Source organism: Flagellimonas sp., assembly GCF_965601775.1.
Lineage (GTDB): Bacteria > Bacteroidota > Bacteroidia > Flavobacteriales > Flavobacteriaceae > Flagellimonas.
In genome coordinates, this window is sequence record NZ_OZ271837.1 from 854716 (window position 1) to 875664 (window position 20949).

Sequence of the window (20949 nt, forward strand, 5' to 3'; positions counted from 1 at the left end):
CTGTGAGGAAGGACGCAGTCAATCCGAATCCATTCCCATAAGTTCAAAAGGGCTTGAATTTGTAAGTGGGGCTTTTTTATTTTCAAAGCGGAGCTTTAAAAGGATATTCAATTCACCCTAGATCACCATTAAAATCTCAATTTTAAAAGTTGGTTTTTGGCTTTTCAGAATCCAAATTTGGTATTGTCAGATAATTGGATTCTCCCGGTTTTAAAGTCTTGGTAATATCTTGGTGTAAGGCTATCTTAGCAATAATAGCCTTTGGGAATTATGGAGCAATATCAAACTATATTGGGCAACATTGAAAGGTATGTGCAGTTGTCTGATGATGAAAAACATAAACTCACCTCAATAATTCGTACGACTCGAGTAAAAAAGCGACAGTTTATTGTTCAACCGGGTTTTGTATGTCAATACAGAAATTATATTGTTAAGGGTGCATTTAGAGTCTACTACATTAACAATGAAGGAAAAGAACACACGGTCAGTATAGGGGTTGAGGATTGGTTTGTTTCCGATTTCTATAGCTATATCAACCAGGCTCCAGCCACATTTTATGTTCAAGCTCTAGAGGACTCTGTTATTTTTCAAATGCATTATGATGATATAGAACCTATGTGTGAAGAAATACATGCATTATGTCAATATTTTCGGCTTACCACGGAAAAGGCTTTTGCCTATTCTAGAAGGAGGGTAATTTCGAATAATAGTAAAGGCGCTGAAGAACGTTATCAAGAATATTTGGAAAAATACCCGAACATCGCCAACCGAGTACCACAATATGTGTTGGCTTCCTATTTGGGAATATCTGCTGAATTTTTAAGTAAGATTCGAGCCAGGCCCCTTAAAAAATCTTGAAGTAGTTCAAGAGAATTTCCTGTCTTAGTTCATTTTTAATCCTTTCCAATCCCAGGAGATTTGTGGTGTATTTATTTACTCACAATCTAAAATGTATTAAAATGGACAAAGTAAAAACACCTTCATATCAAGAAGGACTAAATGAGTTAAGAGAGAATTTATCAAATATGCTTCCTAAAGAAGCTTTGGATGTTTTTGACCAAGATGCCCGTGAATTAGAACACAATCACACTTCACCTTTAAAATTACGCGAAGGAGATACTGCTCCTAATTTCTCCCTTTCCAATGCAGTAAATGAAACGGTAAATCTTTATGATGTACTGAAGGAAAGTCGCGCAGTACTCACTTTCTATCGAGGCACCTGGTGTCCCTACTGCAATTTGGCGTTGGCCCAATATCAATCAATACTTGGGGAGATTAAGAAAGCTGGTGCTACATTGATTGCTATTTCTCCACAGATTCCTGATGAATCTTTAAGTATAAAGGAAAAAAACAATCTTGAATTTGAAGTGCTTAGCGATAATGGTAATGTGGTATCTGGACAATTTGTAAAGGTTTTCAAGAATGGAGAAAAACCTTTGGAGACCATGGCTCAACTTGGATTTGATTTTGACAGTTTTTATGCTGATGATTCTCGTGAACTTCCAGTACCGGCGACCTTTATCATTGAAAAGGACGGTACTATTTCTTTTGCCAAATCAGAAGGTGGAGATTACAGAAACCGAGTGGAACCTGCAGAAATTATGGATGCTTTAAAAAAATGATTATGAAAAAAACTAATAAAATGGAGCTATTGCTCTCTATCCTATTGGGCTTGTTAATGGTGGTTTTTGGTCTGAATAAATTTCTGGGTTTTATCCCTGTTGAACCCCCTGCAGATGAAACGGCACAACAGTTTTTAGGGACGATGTTTACAAGCTATCTATTTGTGGTAGTCGGTATTGCTGAAATTATAGCAGCCCCTCTATTGGTATTTGCAAAAACTCGATTTATTGGATGGTTAATTCTATTGCCGGTGATTTTTAATATCGTAGCATTTCACATAGCTCATGATTTTGTTGGAAATGGAATTTGGTTATTACCAACCGGAATCTTTATTGCCATTGGATATTACAAAGTCGATAGTATTGCCAAACTTTTAAAACTCTAATAGTTGAGATTAATCACAATGACAGGATTTGCTCCAAAGTTATCTGCTTACATTCAGAAAACAGTTGAAGGATAAAGCTGTTGTTGGGAACGTCTAAGGAAGGTAACACTTGTGCTACCTTCCTTGGCATCCCATATTTTTGAACTAGTTTAGAGAAAAAGGCTGCGCGACCAAAAAGGTCTCCACCGTTTTAAACTTCACCAACGTAGTTCGTCTAGACTTGCTAATTTTATACTTTTTTGGGTCCATACCCACACCATGGTGGTATATGATGCCTTTTTCAAAATCAACCAAATTCCATAAACCGTATTCCAGATATTGGGGAGACAATAAGTGATTTTTCTTTTTTCCGGTTTCCAAGTTGATTAAACTCACGCAAACATATTGGTCATCCGTAGCGTAGTATTTTAAATTGGGCCGGAAAACATAGTTTTCAGACAAAGCTGAGGTGTAAACATCCAATATGGTTTTTCGGTAATATTCCTGCTTTCGTATTTCTGCCTGGGTGGCATTGGCTTTTAATAGTTGTTCAAGGGCGCTACCTAATTCCAAGATGGCAAAACTCATACTTATTCCTGCCTGCATACGGGCCATGTTGGAATACAATCCAGAACGGTATCGTGCCATATTGGCTTTGTAATCTGCCCCAGGTTGTTTTTGGGAGCGATATTTTAGATAGTCCGAATAATTCTTATTGGACATTTTTTGATAATAAGCCTGTTGATTGGAAGCCATTTGGGTTACACCACTGTTCTCGTAGTTTTGTAGTCCTTCCAAATCTTCTTTTAGCTTAGGTAGTGAACTATCCAATCCATTGTAATGTAAATTGACATGTATGGGTGAAAATCCATGTTTGTATTTCAACTTTCCAGTGTTTTTGTCGTACCCAGCAATGACCAATTCACCGATAAAAATGATTTGCTCGTTAACCTCTCTCAGTGAAATGGGAAAACTTCGTCCAGTTTGTGTGACGGATTTGGTGAATAAAGTCTTTCCGGTTTGGGAGTTTACTCCATAAAGCGTCGAAGGGCTGGCAAAAAATAGGAAATCATCACTTTCTATGAAGTTACTGGTCAAAGTTTCGCTTTGTTTTGAATCCCACCGAATATCGCCACTTTCTTTTGAAACAGACACTAAATGAAAATTGGAATCTGCATCTTCCCCTCGAATGTAAAGATGATTTGTTTGGGAAGTTATATTGGTAGGAATAATAGCCTTGGGCAACTGGATTTCCCATTGTGTTTCCCCATTTTGCTTATCAATACTGTATAAAAGATTTTGAGAATCGATGAAAAAGAGATGAGACGCATCAAAGCTGGGAATAAGGGGTGATATTTCACCTATATTTTCTGGGTTCAGGGTAATGCTCACTTTACCCGAATCAGCATTCACGACCGAAATTGTATTGGAAAAAACAAAAGCTTGCCTACCATCCAATAGCACAAATGGAGGATTGGTCCAAGTGGTTTCAATTTGGGTTTTCCATAGCGATGCACCACTTTTTAACGAAAAAACGGAGAGTGTTACCACACCCTTTTGCGAAGAGTAGGTAATCAGTGATTCCGAATCGGACTCTATAGCAAATGCTGTTTTGGCGCTGGAATAACCTTTCTCCCAAATTAAATCCCCAGTATTCAAATCCAATGCAATAAATGAAGTTTTTTTCTTGTCTTCCCGTTTTAAGACGATATAAGAATCTGAGGTCCAAAAAATTCTATAATCCCCTTTTTGACAGGTATACTGCCACGTAATCTGACCTGATTTGGAATCAATTACCGTATAGGCGGAAGAGCGAAGTTGAGGGCTATTTTCTTTTAAGCCCAACAGAAGTTTATTGTCCCCAACACGCTGCATACTCTCCAAAAGTTGATGACCTAAGGGTAGCTGAAAAAGAACTTTAGATTGGCGTTCGTTACGCTTTATAATATTTTCGTCCGTAGAGGACATCCACATTTCCCTTTGTGAAAAAACAGGCTGTAGGGCCAAGCAAAGAAAAAGAAATAAACTTGTTCCAGACTTCATTTTCAACAAGTGATTGTTTTATCTATTTGGCAGAACCTGCTATGGCAAGTAAATCTTTCTCAATATCCGCTAAGGAACTACTACCGGTACTTAAGAAATAAATCAAAAACTGCTTTTTCACTTTATGCACCATGGTTATTGCTGTAATAGGTACTTCCTTTCCTTCGTTGATTACCGTACCTTTATACTCATGGAGATATCCTTTTTTCTTTTTACCCAAACTTATCTCCTGACTGCGAATCAATTCTGATTGGGACATGGCATTTTTTCCCACATCAACGGCAACCTGATTTGCAGTTTTCATGTTCCAAATTATACCCTTCAACCTCATAATAAAACAGCTAGCGGACAATTTATCATTCTTGAATTTCCCAATTATGTTTTCGGCATCACTCCTGCTTTTTTCTTGATTTACCCATCCCGCCGGAAGTGTAAGGGCAATTCCCTCGTAGACTATATTGGTTGGTTCCGAAGAAACCTCTTCTTCAGTTTCCTCTATCATATCTTCAAGATTTAGATTGAGAATTTCTTCTTCTGTTATGCCGGTAATTTCCTGAGAGGGCATTCGAATACTCAACAACGTGTCCTCTATCAAATCCTTGGATTTCTTGTAATTGGATTCATTAAGTACGGATACCAAGGATAGCGTATGTTCTTCGAGTACTATGGCATATGCAATTCCGATAAGCTTTGCCTGTATTCCTTCGGCGGAGTAATCCCCTTGATAAGTGGATGTAATAACTTGGTTGCCATTGACCACCATTTCTTTGGTATCCTCTATAGGTTTCATGTTGGTTAGGCCCGAGCTGCTCAAATTATTTACAGAAATAGCATAGGCTGCGTTGATGTCATCAGAATCCTCTGTCTTCTGAGCAAGTATGGAATATCCATCATTTTTAAATTGATAAACCAAAGCGTGCTGTTGTTCCAACTGCTTTAATCCATCATATAAGTCCATTACAAACTTACCTTCTGGATCTTCATAAACTTGTTGTCCAAAAAGTTGAATAGCGAATAGAAATGTGGTGAGGCAAAAAAGAAGCTGATTTTTCATGATTGTGTTTTTTCCCAAGTTATAGGTCTTGAACAAGCTATAATACCACAGAGGTTACCATAAATAATAGTGTGGTTACCCCATTGATAATTAAGATACTGGAGGTTTGGACTTTCTGCAATTTTCATGAATTAATGCTACGCTTATGTAAGGTGTTTAGTATATTTAGAGTACTTCGGTAAGTTCAAAATGAAAAAATGAAAACCTCGCGTCTTTTTCATAGTACTTTCTTTTTTTTGGTAATTCTTACTACCATCTCCGTTTTTGGACAAAACAGTTTTCAACTGCTACGGACTTACCAATTACCCAATACTGAACAGGACACTGATGTTTTTGCCATCCTTAGGGATACAGATGGATTTATGTGGTTTGGAACCAGTAGGGGATTATATAAGTTCGATGGTATGGATTACACAGTCTATCGAAGTCGTTATGGAGATGCCAATAGCCTGACCGACAACGAGGTTTGGGCGCTGATGCAAGATTCGCAAGGTAGACTTTGGATTGGAACCAAATCAGGAGGAATTAGTGTTTTGAACATTGAAAAGGAGGTTTTCAAGCATTATCGGGAATCATCAGAGGGTAACGGTATCCCAGATAATTTTTTTATCACCTCCATTTTTGAGGATAGCAAAAAGAACATTTGGATATCTAGCAATGGCAATGGCTTGGGGCGATATATGGAATCTTCAGATTCGTTTCAGTACTACAATCATGATAAGGATAAACCAACCTCAATTTTACAAAGCTACGTGACTAATATTAAGGAAGATGCCGAAGGAAATCTTTGGGTAGCACTTAATGGACAAGGGTTGGATAGGTATGATGAAAGCTCAGACCAGTTTACCCATTTCAAATTTCAAGAGACCAACGACACTCAGTTGAATTTCAGAAATAACGTAGTCCGTGATTTTGCATTTACCGAAAATGGAAGAATAGTTACCGCTACCTTCGGAGGCATAAATAGACTGGATTTGGACGAAAATCAATTCGAACACTGGGATGAGGGTATAAGTTCAGCACTAAAAACTACTTCGTTCAATGCAACTTTTCGCATAGGAAAAGCAACCTACCTTACATCATTTGCCGGATATATTTATGAGTTGGGTGATACATCAAGTCTTCCAATGGAGGTATTTCAAATTTCCGAGAATATTCGCAGTGTATTTCTTGATAAGGACAACATGCTTTGGTTGGGTCTCACAGGTGGAAAAATTGCTTACGTAAAGACTGAAAACACCTATGGGTTCAACAAAGTGGGCGATGGAAATACATTTGTGCACAGTTTGTTACGGACACAGGAGGAATTGTATTTGGGCACCAATAAAGGTTTAATCCTTCCTAATGGGAATTCTTTCGTTTCCAATCCAAGCTTAGACGGAAAATTTGTCATTGCTTTAGAAGAGGATAATGATGGACAGCTATGGGTAGGTACCAATGCTTCGGGAGTCGCCGTTTTTGACGAAAATAATGGAAACGGTAGCATACATCGATATACCCCGGGTGACTACTCCGGTTTACAACAGGATACAGTTATAGATGTTTATAAGGACTCATTGGGCACGGTTTGGGTGTGTACTCAGGTTGGACTTAGTCAGTGGCTGTCAGATTCAAAAACCTTTTTGACACGTGGCAGAAATACCTTCAACGCGATGCTCAGAATTGATGACGAAATTTGGTGTGCTACCAACCAAGGGGTAGTTGTACAAGATTTAAAGACCAATTCCTTTTATACAAAACAGTCTAGTTTAGAACAGCATAAGGACAGTATTCTTCATAGTTCCGTAAGAAGTTTGTATACCCCGAACAACGATAGCATTCTCATTGGCACCATATCAGGATTGAATATTTATATTAAATCCAAACGAAAAATGATAAACGTTCATAAGGTGACCAACATACCTGATGTAAACTTCAAAGGGATAGTACAGGACCATTATAAAAAATATTGGGCTCTGACCAATCAAGGTATTTTACATTTTGATTTGCGTTCCGGAGAGTTTGAGTTCTTGGATGTAAATAGCGGATTGGATTTTGTAAGCAGCTGGGGAGGAAACAATCTTCTTTTCGATTCAGAAAATGAAGAAATATTGATAGGAGGTAAAGGCGGATATTATAGATTTAAACCAGAGCGGGAAATATCTAAAAATCCAAAAATTGATATCAAAATAACTAAAATAAGTGCACCAAATAAGTCAGATGAAAGTAAAGTTGAGGTACGTCCTACTTCCTTGGCAGAAGATGTGGAACTAGAGTACGATGAGAGCACAGTGTCTTTTAGTTATGCTGGAATTTATTATCAGAACCCGAGTAATATTAAATATTCATATCGTCTGAAAGGTTTGGACGATACTTGGACCATATCCGAAGAGCGTTCCACAACATACAACAACCTGCCTTCAGGTGAATATACTTTCGAGGTAAAAGCATCAACCAATAGTAATGTTTGGCCCGAGAACGCAGCAATCTTCAGCTTCAGTGTAAACCCACCTATCTGGAGAACTTGGTGGGCCTTCTTGCTGTATTTTCTTTTATTGGTTGGCCTTGCATTGTATATCATACGAACTTTTTTGATGCGTCAAAAATTAAAGAGTCAACTGCAGTTTGAGCAGATGGAAGTTGAGAAAGTACAGGAACTAAGCGACCTGAAATCTCGTTTTTTTGCTAATGTCTCCCATGAATTCAGAACTCCACTTACCCTAATAAAAGGTCCTGTAACTGATTTGCTTGAAAAAAATAGTAACCAAGAGGAATCCAGAAAGTTAAGACTGATCAAGAAAAATGTAAAACGCTTGCAGCAACTTATTGAGCAGTTATTGGACTATTCCAAAATAGTAGAGAACAAATTGCCGGTTAAAAGGGTGAAACGTGACATCTTTTCATTCGCAAGAGCTGTTTCCTCCTCATTTGAATCCTTGGCCGAAAGTAAGGCCATCAGGTACACCATAAACATACCCGAACAATCCCAGTTGGCTCTGTTTGATGATGAAAAATTGGAGACTATTCTAAACAATATAATTTCCAATGCCGTAAAATTCACGGAATCAGGTGGTATTGTTCATGTCATGGCAAAAATTGATAGCCCCAATCCTTTGGAAAGTGTTTTTCTTTTGGAAGTTGCCGATTCAGGACAAGGACTGAGCAGTGAAGAAAAGGAAAGAATATTCGAAAGATTCTATCGTCTGGAAGATAAAGTGGAGGGTACTGGTATCGGTCTTAGTCTTACCAGAGAACTGGTGAACATGTTGGAAGGCAGGATAACCGTGTTGGACAACAAACCCAAAGGTTCCGTGTTCAGGGTTGAGTTGCCCATTTCTTTAATTGATGAAACCGCCTCGGAAGTAAGAGAAGACAAAACCCAACAGTTTGCTTTAGAAAATGAATCGATAAAACTGGAAGATGGAAACAAGCAATCAATTTTACTAGTAGAGGACAATCTGGAACTTCGTGAATATATTTCGGAAATGTTGGAACCCTATGGATTGGTTTTAAAAGCAGATAATGGAGCATCCGGCTTGGCATTAGCATCTCAGGAAGTTCCTGACATAATTATTAGTGATTTCATGATGCCCGGTATGAATGGTGGAGAATTATGCAGAAAGATTCGTCAAAACGAAATTACCTCACATATTCCCTTTATCATGCTCACTGCTAAAGCTACTGATGAAGATAAAATAATGGGACTTGAAGTAGGGGCTACCGACTATATATTTAAACCCTTTGATAAAAAAGAACTTATCCTGAAAGTTTCCAATATTATGGAACAACGACAACAGTTGCAAAAACAGCTTCAGTCCAGAATGTTTGAAAAGAAGGATATAACATTAGTAGACTCACAACAAAATCGTTTTTTGAACAAGTTCAGGGAATTGATCATGGAAAACCTGGATAAGTCGGACCTAAACGTCAATTTTCTAAGTGCCCAAATGGGAGTAAGTAGGGTCCAGCTGTATCGCAAGCTCATGGCCATTACAGGGATGCCCACTTCTGACTTTATTCGAAATCTGAGAATTCAGCAAGCTGCCGAACTTTTAAAAAAGGATTGGGGCAATGTTTCAGAAGTTGCCTATCAGGTCGGATTCAATAATCTGTCCTATTTCACCAAATGTTTTAAGGAGGTCTACGGAACTACACCCTCTCAGTTTAACAAGTCAAGAATTTAATCAAGTACTGCATTCTATTCTTTGCATTGTAATGTAACCATTCTGTTAGAAATGGTTACCAGACTGGCATCCATTGCTTTTATGGTTCTATAGCTTTAACAGAACCAAAAAAACAAAAGTCATGAATCGTATTTTCAAAAATGTTTCAAGAGGCAAAAACATGTCTTGTTTGTTGCTTTCATTGTGTTTATTCCTATGTATTGGATGTAGTGAGGACGAAGGTGAATTTGATTTTCCGTTAGATGGTAGCAACCTATCTATGGACGATATAGCAGGAAGTTGGACGGCAATTTTTGCTGAATTTCAGCAGCTTTCAGACCCAAATAGTAACGTTGAGATTGTTTCGCAAGGGGGAAGTATGACATTAAATATTCAAAGTAATGGAAGATTTACGTCTACTATAAGTGTACCTGGCGGCTCATCCGAACAATTTTCTGGTCAACTGGGATTCTCAGGTGCTCAATTAGTCCTTTTAGACGATGCAGACGAGCCTGGTGATGAAGCCTTTTTAGGGATTGCCTTGACGTCGGAAGATGTTCTGGAACTAAACGGTATCCTAGAGTTCGATTTTGATGGGAATGGATCTTTTGAAGAAACGGTCGTTGTTCTGAGAATGATACGCTAAACTTTGTTTAACATAACTCAACCACATACCAAATGAAAAATTTGAAAACAATAGTGGGACTGCTTTTTACAATAATGATGGGTGTGTCCATGTTAGCACAAGATGCCAAAAAGAACGAATATGGCTTCTCCGTAGGCCTTCTTAGCGGCGGAGATGTCTACGTTGCTGAATTTGATCAGAATTTTGACTTGGAAAGCGGGGTTTCCATTCTTGCTTTCTATGACTTTTTTATAACCCCAGGTTTTGCCATTGGGATCAATGGCAATTTTGCCCTTCCTTATTTGGCTTTGTTTGATGAGAATGTAACTTTCTATGAACTGGCCCTTGCCTTAAAACCTAGATTTTCGCTGAGTGATAAAGTGTCTTATAAGCCAGGTTTTAATCTGGGCTACAGAATAATCGCTTCAGATGAGTTAAGTGAGGATGGGGGAGCCATCCAAGGATTAGGATTGAACCTTACCAACGAATTACAATTTCACATTTCGAAAGGTTTTACCCCCTTTTTGGATGTAGGTTTTATTACCCAGGCAGCTGGGGGCAATGATGAATTTAACGCGACTTTCTCTCCCTTGATAGTGATAAGGGTAGGCTTGGCATTTAACTAAACCCCTTGAATTAGCTTTTTTAAGTTTAGGTAGTATCCCAAGGAGTGATTTTCCTTCTTGGGATTTTTTTGATTCAGGTTTTAGCAACGGATGGTTAAAAATAAAACCAATTTCCACCCTGCAAATTGTCCGTATAATGTGATTATCAAAGTATCAGAGGAACACCAACAAGTTGTAAACGCCTTACTTTACTTTTTTCAGTTTGTTCTGTTTAAGATGCAATAGAATAGTGGCATTGAAACCAAAGAAAAAGTTCCCATCACGCGTATTGAAATTGTTTCGTGTCTGTGTTATAAAGACATCCTCGGCAATGTTATGGGAATTGGTCATGTAGAATTGAAGCATTAAATCAGTAAGCTCCCAATTGACTCCCAACGAAAAGGCATCAAAAGTGGTAGAGGATTCAATGGGATTGGCTAAATAATAGTACTCTGACGTAATGGAAACATGCCCACCGACTCGGTATCTACCTCCAAAACCCAATGCAAAGTGATTGGTTGGGTCTTCTGGACTTATGGCTGAGTTTCTATGAATAAAGGTAGGGGAAATTTGCAAAGAAAAATTCCGAGTGAATTTCCTTGCAACCAACAATTGGGTGCCAAACGAAAGCTTATCAGAAAAAGAATCGGCCTGATTGATGGACCTCCCCGGATTCGTTTTAAGACTGGCATTTTGGAAAAGGGTAATTGAAATCGGCCAACCCTTTCCTGTTTTTTGATACGCCAACCTGAACTTTCCAAAAGCATCGAAAATTCCATCGAAAGTAGTTATTCCAGCCCCAAGCGTAAATCTATCGGAAAAGGCATAGGACGCCCCAAATCTGGAGGTCACTCTGTCTGCTATAAATGCCTGCGTTTCTTGTGGAATATTCCAAAAACGAGTATTTACCGAAATCTCAAGGCCACCTTTTCTACGAGTTTCCACGGATTGACCCAATCCGATTAATGTAGCCTTAAAAGTAGCTTGTACCGGATAACTGGCGTTTTCATGTTCTTGCTCCAGCGATTCCAGCAGACTCTGCGAATGGCCCAAATTGAATATTGCCAAAAAGCAAACTAGGACCAAGGGGTATATCTTAATTCTCATAAGGCAAATACTCTTCAAATCTAAAGTTAACTTCTATGGTCTTTGAAATATTTCCTGCTACAATAGGAGGAATTTTGATTTTAAAATCGGCAACCTGCAAGTTGAAAGTTCCTGAAAAACTGATTTTATTTTCGTTGTTTTCAATTTTGGTCTTTATTTCCAATTCTTTGGACACCCCATGGATGGTTACCAAACCTTTTATAAGTTTGGTCTGTTCAGCTGGTAGCGGCTGTTCCAAGTCCAATATTTTCCCTTCGAAAGAACATTTGGGATAGATATCGGATTCAATATAACTTTCATTAAAGTGCTCTTGCATTAGAGCTTTTTTGAAAACGAAAGCCCGCATTAGCATGCTTATGGCAACTTCACCAGAAGAGAAATCCACAATGTTCAATACTTGGTTGTTGGTTGCCTCAATATCCTCAACAGAGGTGTGTGAAAAAAAGCTCACCTGACCTTGCTTTGTGATAATACGGCCACCGGTTTGTCCCACACAAATTTGAGATACGAAAAAGACAAGAAGTAAAAGAAATCTATTCATTTGTTTTTTTTACCAATACGCAATTCAATAAAATGGCGTCCATTAAAAACCCCTTGCAAATACCTTTAAGAACAACCGAATTGCCTTTAGCCAATGTTTGGACCTGCGCTACTTGGTCTTCTTTCATATCGCACATAATGCAGGTGTATGATCCATTGCCTTGCAATAATACAGTATATCTATTGTTCAAAAAAGTCACCTCTTTTACTATGCCTTCCACCTCTATGGTTTTTTCCACATACATTTTATTGGCCAACTCTTCATTTGAAATGAATGAATCCAATAAATCTTCGGACTTTATATGGTATTCGGCTTCGGCCGTTAAGGATACTTCATTGGGTTGTTCGCTTGTTACCTTATCCAGATAACGAAACAACAATAGACCAATGATCAGAACAACAAATAATATGACACTTTTTCTCAAAGTCATTCTATATTTCAAATGGATTGCAAAGTGATTTTAAGGATATGTCGCTTTACAAAAATAGCCCACAGAAGCGATATTCTAGGAACATATACTTCCATGGGCAAGTAAACAACTAAACTGGAAAACTAAATATTAAACATAGCAATTCATTTCCCCTTTGCGGTAAACCAAGTCCTCGTAGGGTGTTAACTCATCAATATTCCCATAACTCGCATCATCATCGTCATCACAGGAGAATACTGCGGTTAGCATTAATAAGGCCAAGGTCTTTAACAGAATAGTTGCTGTCCATTTTACTTTTTTCATGACGTACTGTTTTAGGTTAGAGATAAACTTGTTTTAATTACTAGTTCGAGATGACATTAATTTGATGATCCAAGCGATGGAGTAGCATCCTCACCCCAATCGTTTGAAGTGAACCCTTCCCCATCGTAAGCTATGCTTGAACCAGAGGTTACATTGGGAACAAATCCACCTGCGTTCCAAATACCGGCTTCAACTGCTACAGATTCACGGGCATTTCCTGAAGCACCCCATTGCACAAAGCTTCTAATGTTATCAGAGTTTCCGAATCCATTGTTGTTGGCATAGAGACCCAAACCACCTGCGTCGTCTGGAGCAGAAAGAACAGCTGGGGAGATAACCAAGAATTCACCAGGATTCAAGGATAAGTTACCGCTTACAATATCTGTTGCTGCTGCATCCCCAACTCTAAAATATTGTCCAGGACCAAAGCACATCCAATAGTCTGAAAGGTCTACAGCTATATTACCATTATTGTAGAGTTCAATCTCGTCATTGATTAAGTATTCAACTTCGTTGATTACTACTGATCTTACTTGTACGGGAACGGTAATTATATTTCCTTCACCTAGGGTAGGGGTAGAAGTGCCATCCCAGTCATCTGAAGTGAAACCTTCGCCATCATAAGCTATGCTTGAACCAAAAGGGACATTAGGAACAAATCCACCTGCATTCCAGATTCCAGCTTCAACGGCAACAGATTCCCTTACGTTTCCTGAAGCACCCCATTGTACAAAACTTCTGATGTTGGCCGCATTTCCAAATCCATCATTATTGGCATAGAGTCCGAGTCCACCTGCATCGTTAGGTGCTTCCAATACTACTGGGGTAATGACCAAGAATTCCCCTGGAGCCAAGTTTACGTTACCGCTCACAATTTCAGTGGCTGTAGCATCCCCAATTCTGAAGTATTGTCCAGGACCAAAACACATCCAATAGTTGGAAAGGTCAACAGTTTCTGTACCGTTGTTGTACAGTTCTATAAGGTCATCAACCAAATATTCCACTTCGTTGATTACAATAGATCGTACTGTAGGAGCTGCAAAAATATTGGCAGCACCAAAGGTAGTTTCAGTAGTCTCTGACCAATCTGAAGCGCTAAATCCTTCGCCATCATAAGCAATACTGTTATCTGCGCTACCTACAACTTCAACATATTCACCTTCGGTCCAGATATTGGCATCTACAGCTACGTTTTCTCTAGGACTTCCTGGAGCACCCCACTGAACGAAAGAACGGATATTGGCAGGGTCTCCAAATCCTGCGTTATTGGCATATAGACCAATTCCACCTTCCGTATTTGGCATTTCATAAGCAACGGTTAAAAAAGAACCTGGAGTCATATTCACATCTCCATCGGTTTGGAGGTCTCCAATTCTTCTATACGTTCCAGGACCAAGACATAGAAAGTAATCGCTTACGTCCACAGCAACATCTCCATTGTTATATAGTTCAATGGAATCATTCAAATAGGCAACTTCATTTAGAATTATGGAAGCGTTTTGTGCAGGAGCATTAAAAACGTTTTCAGCGCCTAAAGAAGGAGTTGTAGTCTCAGACCAATCTGAAGCCGCGTTTCCTTCGCCATCGAATGCGATACTGTTGTCCGCACTACCAACAACTTCAACAAAGTCTCCTGCTGTCCAAATACCTGCGGCAGTAGCTACATTTTCCCGAGCACTTCCGGCTGCACCCCATTGTACAAAATCGAGTAAAGTGGATGGGTCAGTGAAGTCGGAATTGTCAATATATAATCCCAATCCACCTTCGGCGTTAGGCATATCATAGTCGATTACCAAGAATTCGCCAGGTGCTAAATCAACATTTCCTTGAGTTTGCAAAGCACCAATTCTTCTATAGGTGCCAGGACCCAAGCAAAGAAAATAATTGTCGAGGTCGACATTGATATCTCCATTGTTGAAAATCTCAACGGAACCGTCCAAATAGGTAACCTCATTAATTATCACCGATGCAGTTCCAACTGGGTCATCTGGAGCTGGGTCTTCGTTGATTAAATCATTGGAATCATCCTCAGAACAACTCCAAGCCAAGGCAAGCAAGGCGGTCATAAATACATACTTTTTCATTTTATTATTTTTTAAAAGGGTTAATGAATTACGATGCAAATCAAGCCACATCAAGGCTTTACATCATTATAAATGTTTGTGAAGGGGAATATTTGGCTTTAAAAGGGAATACTTCAATGGTGATGTTTCCATACTTGCGTTTCCCTTTTCAATTAAAATTGAATTCAAGGATGTTAGTTTTGAACTTGTTTTCTCTGACAACTGCAAAACGCAACATTTAAATTGTTTTTTACTTTCTCACCTTCCTCCGGACAACCTAATTCGGTCAGAACATTGAGAGCTTTTGAAATTTCGTTGGCCCTGATGAAATTGAATACGATCAAAGAATCAGAAGGATAGAGATTTACATTTGTAATGTCCTTAATGCTTAGTAAGGCATCTTTAATGGTAACCGAGCACAGATTGCAAAATGAAGTTTGTACCGGTATTCTTGCAATATTGGTTTTCATATCTCCTACCTTTTTAAAATACTCTTGAAAGATTAAAGCCAAAGAAAATGTCACCTTCAGTCCAATCACCGGTCGCCTGACCAAGGAAGCCATTTGTATTCATGGGCTGAGCATTAGTAAAATGCAGTTGGAAAACGTGTCCTCCTGTTTCGATATCAAATCCTATTGAAAGCGGATTGTTGAAGGGCGAATTTGAAGCTCTATTCAAATGCAGTCCATAATCTACATTTAAAGAAACTCGTTTTGAGATTTTATGCCTTCCACCAAATCCGATGGCATATTGCGAGTTCTCTTGCTCATCCAGCTGGACCAGGTTCTCATGGAAAAAAGTTGGGATGAGTTCCAGTGAAAAGTTTTTATTGAACTTTTTTGCAATCAGCAGTTGTGCGGTATAGCCTAAACGATTTTCAAATTCAAGACCGGGCAAATTGGCATCATCCAATGCGCCATTTATCAACAAGGTCCCAAAACCTACCACGGCAAATGGAGAACCTTGCTTTTTTTGCCTTATCAATCTAAGTTTTAGTGAGCCTTCATAGGTTTTTAGAAAAGAACTCCGAGAAACCCCAATATTAACGGCGTCTGAAATACCGTAAATGAAGTTGAGACGGGTAACTGCTTGGTCAAGGCCAAAAAAATCTTCAAAACCGGGTTTAATAGACCCAAATCTGTGGGAAACTACAAAGTAGAGTTCTTTTTTTGATACCATTTTAGTAGACTCAAAGTTTACAATTTTCAGTCCCTTAAAAGCGGCACCTTCGTAATCATTAGTGTTTTGTGTATCTATTTCCGATAATAGGTCATCTTGCGAAAAACCCAATACCGGTAATAGGAATAGGATGATATAAATTGTTTTCATTTTGTTTATTTTTTGGTTTAGTGTTTTTTGACTAGGATAGCCTGGTCAATTTTTACTATTTCGAGAAGATCATCAAACCCCACACAGCGTCCTTTTATGGTGATTTTGGACCCACGCTTAAAAGGTATTTGAGCTTCTCCATTTAGGTTAAAGTCAACCTGCACCCTGTTATCTAGGATTATTGTTGTTTGTTCCTCTATTTCCGTAATGGAACCGCTTACTTCAACTGTTTTATCAACCAAGCTCTCTGATGAGCTGACTGAATTCGTAAAATTCTCATGGAGTTCCGTTGAGGATAATGAACTTGAGGCTCTTTCTTCGGCAATGTTCCTGTGAGGTTTGTACATGTAGTTAAAAGCTAAGAATGAAGCAATTACTACCAAAAGAGCGCCCGCAGAAACGATGGTAATACCTTTCTTTGTTTTCATTTTCTGATGAGGTTAAAGTTGATTTGTACCAAAACTTCCTTGGCTATCTTGTTTCTTACAATTTTGGGAATACTGATGTCAAAATCTTCGGGTTTGACTTTAAAACCTCCATCCACTATGATGGCATTCTCCTTTTTGTAAATGGACAGGTCTGTGAGGATGTCTTTCTCTTTTCCATGGAGATTCATCTTCCCTTCCACGGAAACTTTTGAAGGAGTCTCAGAAAGTTGGGAGGGGTCAAAATCTATTAATTTGCCCTTGAAAGTAGCTTTGGGATAGGTGTCGGATTCAATATAGTTTTCATTGAAGTGCTCTTGCATCAAAGAATTTTTGAATCGAAATCCCTTTACCAAAGCCAATGAGGCGATTTGATTGGTTTCCAAATCCAATATGGCAGTGGCGGATTCGGTTTGAGCTTTTACCTCTTCAAATAACTTCTCCGAGGCTTCAAATACAATTTTCCCTTTTTTGTCAATGTATTTGCTTTGGGCATTAACCGAAATGCTGCCCAGTATTGAAATTGTTAGTGCTAGAAATAATGTGTTTTTAAGATTTTTCATTGGTATTTATTTTTGGATTACGTTTTTATTCAATCAATCCACCCTCAATCCATTGATTGATTAGGTCTATTGATGCTTGTGGAATTCTCCCTGAAGGTGGCATGGCAGTGGGCTGTCCCGTTTGCAATGAAACCGTACGAAGTACAGCGCCGCTCCTGGAACTTACCTGTTGAAAACTGACCAACGGAAAAGGCGCTCCGTTTCTAGGCGGATTGGAATGGCATCCAAGGCAATTACTTGCTATAATAGGTTGGATGTCCGTTGAAAAAGTGATTGCATCATCAACGGTTTCATCCTCACCAACCTCTTCCACACTTTCGGGGATAGGGTCCAGTAAATCACTTTCGCTGTCATTGGTGCAGCTAAAAACAAGAAGTGATACCAAGGGTAAAAGGAATTTTAAAATGTTTTTCATTTGTTGGAATTTAGAATTGGACTTTGTTTTTTGTTGGGCCAAAACAATTCCATATCAATGGGTTAGGAGAACAAAATTTGGATAAGAGGGAATATTTGGTTTTAAAAGGGAATTAATAAGCGCTTTTTTCCGCATGATGAATTGTGAGGTCTATGCGAAACATATCTCTTATCTTAGTCGCCTATAATTTTCGACCTCAATTATGCGTAAAGACCGACTTTACTTTTTTACGTTTTTGGCCATCACATTGATTTTTATATTGATCGCAAGTGTTTCTGTGCGTTCATTTATTAAGGTAAGTGCCAATCAACTGTTGGAGACCCAATTGGAAGCAAGCAAAAGGGAAGCGAATGAAATGGCAAAAATGATAGGGTTTCAAATTGAAAATGGTGTTGATAAGGAAACCATAATTGAAAATGTACAGGAGAGCATAAAAGATACGGATACCGAAAATGGTTTTATCTGTATGTTCGATTGGTCAGGAAAGGAAGTGTGTCACCCGGACCCAACACAACGAGGACAACAAATAAACCCTGATCAGACTTTTGTTAGTTCATTTAATAGTGAAATGAATCCCGAAGATTTATATGACCTTCTCACGAGTAAACGAAGTTTCGGGGGAATCCGAAATTTTGAGGAAGACGATGAGACGCAGTCCGAAATCATCTATCTGAATCCAGTTCCCAATTCGGATTGGATTATTGCGGCCCATGCCAACACAAACAAAATAACAGGACAGATTACCAGCCTCCGCAACAGGTTTTATACCATTTTTAGCATCATGGGCTTCGCTATTGTACTTTGCTCAGTAATCATGGTACGCCTTATAGGAAGTTCATATGAAAAAAGGTTGGAGGTCAAAAACCAAAAGCTGGAGGATGAGGTGGTCAACTTGGCAAAACTGAACAAGGACCTGGACAACTATCAGCAACGGGTAATCGAGACCAAACCAGAAACACAAAGCGCTAATACGGAAAAAGGAAAGAAACGGATACTTACCTATGTGCGTAATGAACTTCGTCCTGTTTCAACCGATGATATTGCCTATATTTTTATGGAAAGCACCATTACCTATGTGGTTTGTTTCGATGGTAGTCAATCCACATCCAACTCAAGTTTGGACGAACTATTTTCCAATTTGGATGAAACCCATTTCTACAGGGCAAACCGACAATTTATTGTTGCCATTTCTGCGATTAGCAAGATTATAAAATATGGAAACAATCAGTTGAAGATTTTGGTTGATCCCAACTCAGAGGTAGACATTATCATCAGTAAGAATCGTGCCGCTGAGTTTAAGCAGTGGCTGAATTCATAAAACACCTTATCCTTCTTTCTTCAAGGTCTTGATATCTGCAATTAGTTGGGCGATAGCCGTTTTGTTCAGGCCATTGTAAATACCTCGAATATGCCTGTTCTTATCTACCAAAATGAAGTTTTCGGTGTGAAGGAAGTCATCTTCTCCCTTTGGCAATCCTAAATCTTCCTCTACAAAATAGCCATAACGGCCGAGGTCATATATTTCTTTTCGGTTTCCTGTGACCAAATGCCATTTGTTGGAAATCACTCCTTTGGCATCCGCATAATGCTTAAGCACGGGTACAGAGTCATATTCTGGGGTAACCGAGTGCGACAGCAACAATACCTCATCATCTTTTTCAAATTCCTCTTGAATCAATAGCATATTGTTGGTCATTTTAGGGCAAATTCCGGGGCATGAGGTAAAAAAGAAGTCCGTTACGTAAATCTTACCTTCAAAAGTTTTTTCATTGATACTATCCCCCAATTGATTGATAAGTCCAAAGGGACGTACTTTATGTATGTTAAGGGTATCGAGACTTTTTGGGCTTATCCATTTTGGGGTGAATGAAGCGTCCACGTAATAGGGCAGGGCGTCTACTCGGCTTGTTTTCTGTTCTTTTCCGAAATTATTACAGCTCAAAAAAGCGAATAATATCATTATACCCCAACTATTTTTGTACCACTTCATCTTCTAATTGGTAACAAAGGTTAGATCGTTTTAAGCCGAAAAATCTGCCGTTTTTGGCTTCATAATTTGCATATAGTTTACCAGTTTGCAACCAGGCTTGTTGAAGTCCCTCTTCTTTACCTTGATTAAACCTCATTATTCGGGCTATTTGTCCGCTGGGATACCATTTTTTCTGAATACCATGTCGTTGCCTATTGGAATAATTTGATTCTGTGCTTTGTTGGCCATTGGGCCACCAGGTTTTGGTAGTTCCTTCCAGCCTGTTTTCCTGATAGTATTTTTCACTGGAAATCAATCCGTTTGAATGCCATTTTAATGCAAGCCCTTGTCTTTTCCCATTCACAAAACCAATTTTTTCGATGAGTTGTCCGGTATCATTAGTTTGTATGGCATAACCGCCAAAAGGAACTCCTTGGTAGTACCATTTACCTTCTATTTTATTTAAAACCAAGAGCTCCTTTTTAACCTCAACATCTGGTATAGCCCGTGTTCCAATGTTCTCTTTGTTGGCTCTGCCAAGAAGAAAGAACAATGCGATTACAGATAGAGCTAATACCAGTTTAATTAATGCTGCTCGGTGTTCCTTGATAGTCTCCGGGGAAAATGACATAATATTGATTTAAATACAACTCATTCTCGATATGATAGTGATAAACTGGCTCCGATGAATGCTGGGTTATTCCGATATGTCCGCCGGAAGTATCTAAATCTGTAGGATAATCACCAGTGGAAAAACATTTTCTGCCATAGATGAAAAAACCATCAGCTAAAATTCCAATTAGGGAATCATCATCATCCGACCACGCTTTTGGCTCCAGATGATAGTGATAAACAGATGGGCCAATATGTCCACCTGTCCAATCCAGACTTGCTGCTGCGCCACTAAGCGGGCCATTACCTTCTTGGTCATTAAAAATGGCTGCACCACTGACCGCAATACCAATACTGCCTAAACTTGTAGAAGTGCTGCTCGAGGCCAACTGGGGATTTGCAGAGACCACCAAGGTGGCCGAACCATCAAAATTAGGTATGAGGCTAGGTGTTAAAGCTACATCCGGTTCTTCTCTATATAAATCGCTTCCAGACCCCCAATATACCGTTTCATGGTTGGGGAATCCGGTAGTTTCTATTACCACATTGTTCCCATCCAAATAAATGGTGGTTTCATCGGAATCGAATTCATTAAATGCTGCACTTAAGGTTACTTCCTCACCAGGAGTACCGTCATCAGTAAAATTGTCGGAATCATCACTGTCTGAGCTACACGCGATTATCATTAAAATGATAAGGGTTGAAAAAAACAAAATTGGATTTCTTCTCATCACTT

22 protein-coding genes are annotated in these 20949 nt (G+C 38.9%); 7 read left to right on the forward strand and 15 right to left on the reverse strand.

Annotated elements, in window-relative coordinates; all coding sequences use genetic code 11:
- Positions 1-270: 270 nt before the first annotated feature.
- From ACSLUF_RS04080 to ACSLUF_RS04090, 3 genes are all read left to right on the forward strand, one after another.
- Positions 271-858: a Crp/Fnr family transcriptional regulator gene (locus tag ACSLUF_RS04080; protein ID WP_435624855.1), complete on the forward strand. Its 588-nt coding sequence runs from the start codon at positions 271-273 to the stop codon at positions 856-858.
- A 101-nt stretch (positions 859-959) separates the two neighbouring features.
- On the forward strand, positions 960-1622 hold the full coding sequence (locus ACSLUF_RS04085) for a peroxiredoxin-like family protein (protein WP_435624856.1): 663 nt from the start codon (positions 960-962) through the stop codon (positions 1620-1622).
- Positions 1623-1624: 2 nt separating this feature from the next.
- Positions 1625-2008, forward strand: a complete 384-nt coding sequence (locus ACSLUF_RS04090) for a hypothetical protein (RefSeq protein WP_435624857.1) — start codon at positions 1625-1627, stop codon at positions 2006-2008.
- Between the two features lie 144 nt (positions 2009-2152).
- On the opposite strand, the gene ACSLUF_RS04095 is transcribed toward ACSLUF_RS04090, so the two are convergent.
- A complete protein-coding gene (locus tag ACSLUF_RS04095; RefSeq protein ID WP_435624858.1) occupies positions 2153-4030 on the reverse strand; it encodes a PQQ-binding-like beta-propeller repeat protein in 1878 nt (625 codons plus the stop codon).
- Positions 4031-4052: 22 nt separating this feature from the next.
- Positions 4053-5084: a hypothetical protein gene (locus ACSLUF_RS04100; RefSeq protein WP_435624859.1), complete on the reverse strand. Its 1032-nt coding sequence runs from the start codon at positions 5082-5084 to the stop codon at positions 4053-4055.
- A gap of 197 nt (positions 5085-5281) precedes the next feature.
- Here ACSLUF_RS04100 and ACSLUF_RS04105 point away from each other — a divergent pair, with 197 nt between their 5' ends.
- The 3 genes from ACSLUF_RS04105 to ACSLUF_RS04115 all read left to right on the forward strand — a co-directional run bounded on the left by ACSLUF_RS04105 (position 5282) and on the right by ACSLUF_RS04115 (position 10477).
- Positions 5282-9247, forward strand: coding sequence for a hybrid sensor histidine kinase/response regulator transcription factor (locus tag ACSLUF_RS04105; RefSeq protein WP_435624860.1), 3966 nt, complete (start codon positions 5282-5284; stop codon positions 9245-9247).
- 121 nt (positions 9248-9368) lie between these two features.
- Positions 9369-9872 (forward strand): hypothetical protein, encoded by a 504-nt coding sequence (locus ACSLUF_RS04110; RefSeq protein ID WP_435624861.1) that lies wholly within the window; start codon positions 9369-9371, stop codon positions 9870-9872.
- 32 nt (positions 9873-9904) lie between these two features.
- Positions 9905-10477 carry a hypothetical protein gene (locus ACSLUF_RS04115; RefSeq protein ID WP_435624862.1) on the forward strand — a complete coding sequence of 191 codons (573 nt, stop codon included), beginning with the start codon at positions 9905-9907 and terminating at the stop codon, positions 10475-10477.
- 183 nt (positions 10478-10660) lie between these two features.
- Here the strand turns inward: ACSLUF_RS04115 and ACSLUF_RS04120 are convergent, their stop codons facing one another.
- From ACSLUF_RS04120 to ACSLUF_RS04165, 10 genes are all read right to left on the reverse strand, one after another.
- The gene (locus ACSLUF_RS04120; protein ID WP_435624863.1) at positions 10661-11563 is read right to left on the reverse strand and encodes a DUF5777 family beta-barrel protein; all 903 of its coding nucleotides are present in this window, start codon (positions 11561-11563) and stop codon (positions 10661-10663) included.
- Positions 11553-12104: a YceI family protein gene (locus ACSLUF_RS04125; protein ID WP_435624864.1), complete on the reverse strand. Its 552-nt coding sequence runs from the start codon at positions 12102-12104 to the stop codon at positions 11553-11555. Before ACSLUF_RS04125 ends, ACSLUF_RS04120 begins: the two co-directional genes overlap by 11 nt.
- On the reverse strand, positions 12097-12534 hold the full coding sequence (locus ACSLUF_RS04130; protein ID WP_435624865.1) for an OB-fold protein: 438 nt from the start codon (positions 12532-12534) through the stop codon (positions 12097-12099). Before ACSLUF_RS04130 ends, ACSLUF_RS04125 begins: the two co-directional genes overlap by 8 nt.
- Before the next feature lie 129 nt (positions 12535-12663).
- On the reverse strand, positions 12664-12837 hold the full coding sequence (locus ACSLUF_RS04135; protein ID WP_435624866.1) for a hypothetical protein: 174 nt from the start codon (positions 12835-12837) through the stop codon (positions 12664-12666).
- 56 nt (positions 12838-12893) lie between these two features.
- Positions 12894-14921, reverse strand: coding sequence for a hypothetical protein (locus ACSLUF_RS04140; RefSeq protein ID WP_435624867.1), 2028 nt, complete (start codon positions 14919-14921; stop codon positions 12894-12896).
- Positions 14922-15094: 173 nt separating this feature from the next.
- Positions 15095-15370, reverse strand: coding sequence for a hypothetical protein (locus ACSLUF_RS04145; RefSeq protein ID WP_435624868.1), 276 nt, complete (start codon positions 15368-15370; stop codon positions 15095-15097).
- A 13-nt stretch (positions 15371-15383) separates the two neighbouring features.
- Positions 15384-16229, reverse strand: a complete 846-nt coding sequence (locus ACSLUF_RS04150; protein ID WP_435624869.1) for a DUF5777 family beta-barrel protein — start codon at positions 16227-16229, stop codon at positions 15384-15386.
- A 17-nt stretch (positions 16230-16246) separates the two neighbouring features.
- Positions 16247-16657, reverse strand: coding sequence for an OB-fold protein (locus ACSLUF_RS04155; RefSeq protein WP_435624870.1), 411 nt, complete (start codon positions 16655-16657; stop codon positions 16247-16249).
- Positions 16654-17217 (reverse strand): YceI family protein, encoded by a 564-nt coding sequence (locus ACSLUF_RS04160; RefSeq protein WP_435624871.1) that lies wholly within the window; start codon positions 17215-17217, stop codon positions 16654-16656. The genes ACSLUF_RS04155 and ACSLUF_RS04160 overlap by 4 nt, the downstream gene beginning before the upstream one ends.
- Before the next feature lie 25 nt (positions 17218-17242).
- Positions 17243-17632 carry a hypothetical protein gene (locus ACSLUF_RS04165; RefSeq protein WP_435624872.1) on the reverse strand — a complete coding sequence of 130 codons (390 nt, stop codon included), beginning with the start codon at positions 17630-17632 and terminating at the stop codon, positions 17243-17245.
- Positions 17633-17834: 202 nt separating this feature from the next.
- Here ACSLUF_RS04165 and ACSLUF_RS04170 point away from each other — a divergent pair, with 202 nt between their 5' ends.
- Positions 17835-18950 (forward strand): LytR/AlgR family response regulator transcription factor, encoded by a 1116-nt coding sequence (locus ACSLUF_RS04170; protein WP_435624873.1) that lies wholly within the window; start codon positions 17835-17837, stop codon positions 18948-18950.
- Between the two features lie 6 nt (positions 18951-18956).
- Here ACSLUF_RS04170 and ACSLUF_RS04175 read toward each other — a convergent pair whose 3' ends face one another.
- Genes ACSLUF_RS04175 through ACSLUF_RS04185 form a run of 3 tightly spaced genes read right to left on the reverse strand, consistent with a single transcriptional unit; the run spans position 18957 to position 20944 of the window.
- Complete coding sequence (locus ACSLUF_RS04175) at positions 18957-19592, reverse strand: SCO family protein (protein WP_435624874.1); 636 nt, start codon at positions 19590-19592, stop codon at positions 18957-18959.
- A gap of 10 nt (positions 19593-19602) precedes the next feature.
- On the reverse strand, positions 19603-20232 hold the full coding sequence (locus ACSLUF_RS04180) for a toxin-antitoxin system YwqK family antitoxin (protein WP_435624875.1): 630 nt from the start codon (positions 20230-20232) through the stop codon (positions 19603-19605).
- Positions 20183-20944 (reverse strand): YHYH protein, encoded by a 762-nt coding sequence (locus tag ACSLUF_RS04185; RefSeq protein ID WP_435624876.1) that lies wholly within the window; start codon positions 20942-20944, stop codon positions 20183-20185. Before ACSLUF_RS04185 ends, ACSLUF_RS04180 begins: the two co-directional genes overlap by 50 nt.
- Positions 20945-20949: the final 5 nt, after the last annotated feature.

Bases quoted from the DNA above. Each gene is read 5' to 3' on its own strand.
- ACSLUF_RS04080 (WP_435624855.1), top strand. From the start codon at position 271: ATGGAGCAATATCAAACTATATTGGGCAACATTGAAAGGTATGTGCAG.
- ACSLUF_RS04085 (WP_435624856.1), top strand. From the start codon at position 960: ATGGACAAAGTAAAAACACCTTCATATCAAGAAGGACTAAATGAGTTA.
- ACSLUF_RS04090 (WP_435624857.1), top strand. From the start codon at position 1,625: ATGAAAAAAACTAATAAAATGGAGCTATTGCTCTCTATCCTATTGGGC.
- ACSLUF_RS04095 (WP_435624858.1), bottom strand. From the start codon at position 4,030: ATGAAGTCTGGAACAAGTTTATTTCTTTTTCTTTGCTTGGCCCTACAG.
- ACSLUF_RS04100 (WP_435624859.1), bottom strand. From the start codon at position 5,084: ATGAAAAATCAGCTTCTTTTTTGCCTCACCACATTTCTATTCGCTATT.
- ACSLUF_RS04105 (WP_435624860.1), top strand. From the start codon at position 5,282: ATGAAAACCTCGCGTCTTTTTCATAGTACTTTCTTTTTTTTGGTAATT.
- ACSLUF_RS04110 (WP_435624861.1), top strand. From the start codon at position 9,369: ATGAATCGTATTTTCAAAAATGTTTCAAGAGGCAAAAACATGTCTTGT.
- ACSLUF_RS04115 (WP_435624862.1), top strand. From the start codon at position 9,905: ATGAAAAATTTGAAAACAATAGTGGGACTGCTTTTTACAATAATGATG.
- ACSLUF_RS04120 (WP_435624863.1), bottom strand. From the start codon at position 11,563: ATGAGAATTAAGATATACCCCTTGGTCCTAGTTTGCTTTTTGGCAATA.
- ACSLUF_RS04125 (WP_435624864.1), bottom strand. From the start codon at position 12,104: ATGAATAGATTTCTTTTACTTCTTGTCTTTTTCGTATCTCAAATTTGT.
- ACSLUF_RS04130 (WP_435624865.1), bottom strand. From the start codon at position 12,534: ATGACTTTGAGAAAAAGTGTCATATTATTTGTTGTTCTGATCATTGGT.
- ACSLUF_RS04135 (WP_435624866.1), bottom strand. From the start codon at position 12,837: ATGAAAAAAGTAAAATGGACAGCAACTATTCTGTTAAAGACCTTGGCC.
- ACSLUF_RS04140 (WP_435624867.1), bottom strand. From the start codon at position 14,921: ATGAAAAAGTATGTATTTATGACCGCCTTGCTTGCCTTGGCTTGGAGT.
- ACSLUF_RS04145 (WP_435624868.1), bottom strand. From the start codon at position 15,370: ATGAAAACCAATATTGCAAGAATACCGGTACAAACTTCATTTTGCAAT.
- ACSLUF_RS04150 (WP_435624869.1), bottom strand. From the start codon at position 16,229: ATGAAAACAATTTATATCATCCTATTCCTATTACCGGTATTGGGTTTT.
- ACSLUF_RS04155 (WP_435624870.1), bottom strand. From the start codon at position 16,657: ATGAAAACAAAGAAAGGTATTACCATCGTTTCTGCGGGCGCTCTTTTG.
- ACSLUF_RS04160 (WP_435624871.1), bottom strand. From the start codon at position 17,217: ATGAAAAATCTTAAAAACACATTATTTCTAGCACTAACAATTTCAATA.
- ACSLUF_RS04165 (WP_435624872.1), bottom strand. From the start codon at position 17,632: ATGAAAAACATTTTAAAATTCCTTTTACCCTTGGTATCACTTCTTGTT.
- ACSLUF_RS04170 (WP_435624873.1), top strand. From the start codon at position 17,835: ATGCGTAAAGACCGACTTTACTTTTTTACGTTTTTGGCCATCACATTG.
- ACSLUF_RS04175 (WP_435624874.1), bottom strand. From the start codon at position 19,592: ATGATATTATTCGCTTTTTTGAGCTGTAATAATTTCGGAAAAGAACAG.
- ACSLUF_RS04180 (WP_435624875.1), bottom strand. From the start codon at position 20,232: ATGTCATTTTCCCCGGAGACTATCAAGGAACACCGAGCAGCATTAATT.
- ACSLUF_RS04185 (WP_435624876.1), bottom strand. From the start codon at position 20,944: ATGAGAAGAAATCCAATTTTGTTTTTTTCAACCCTTATCATTTTAATG.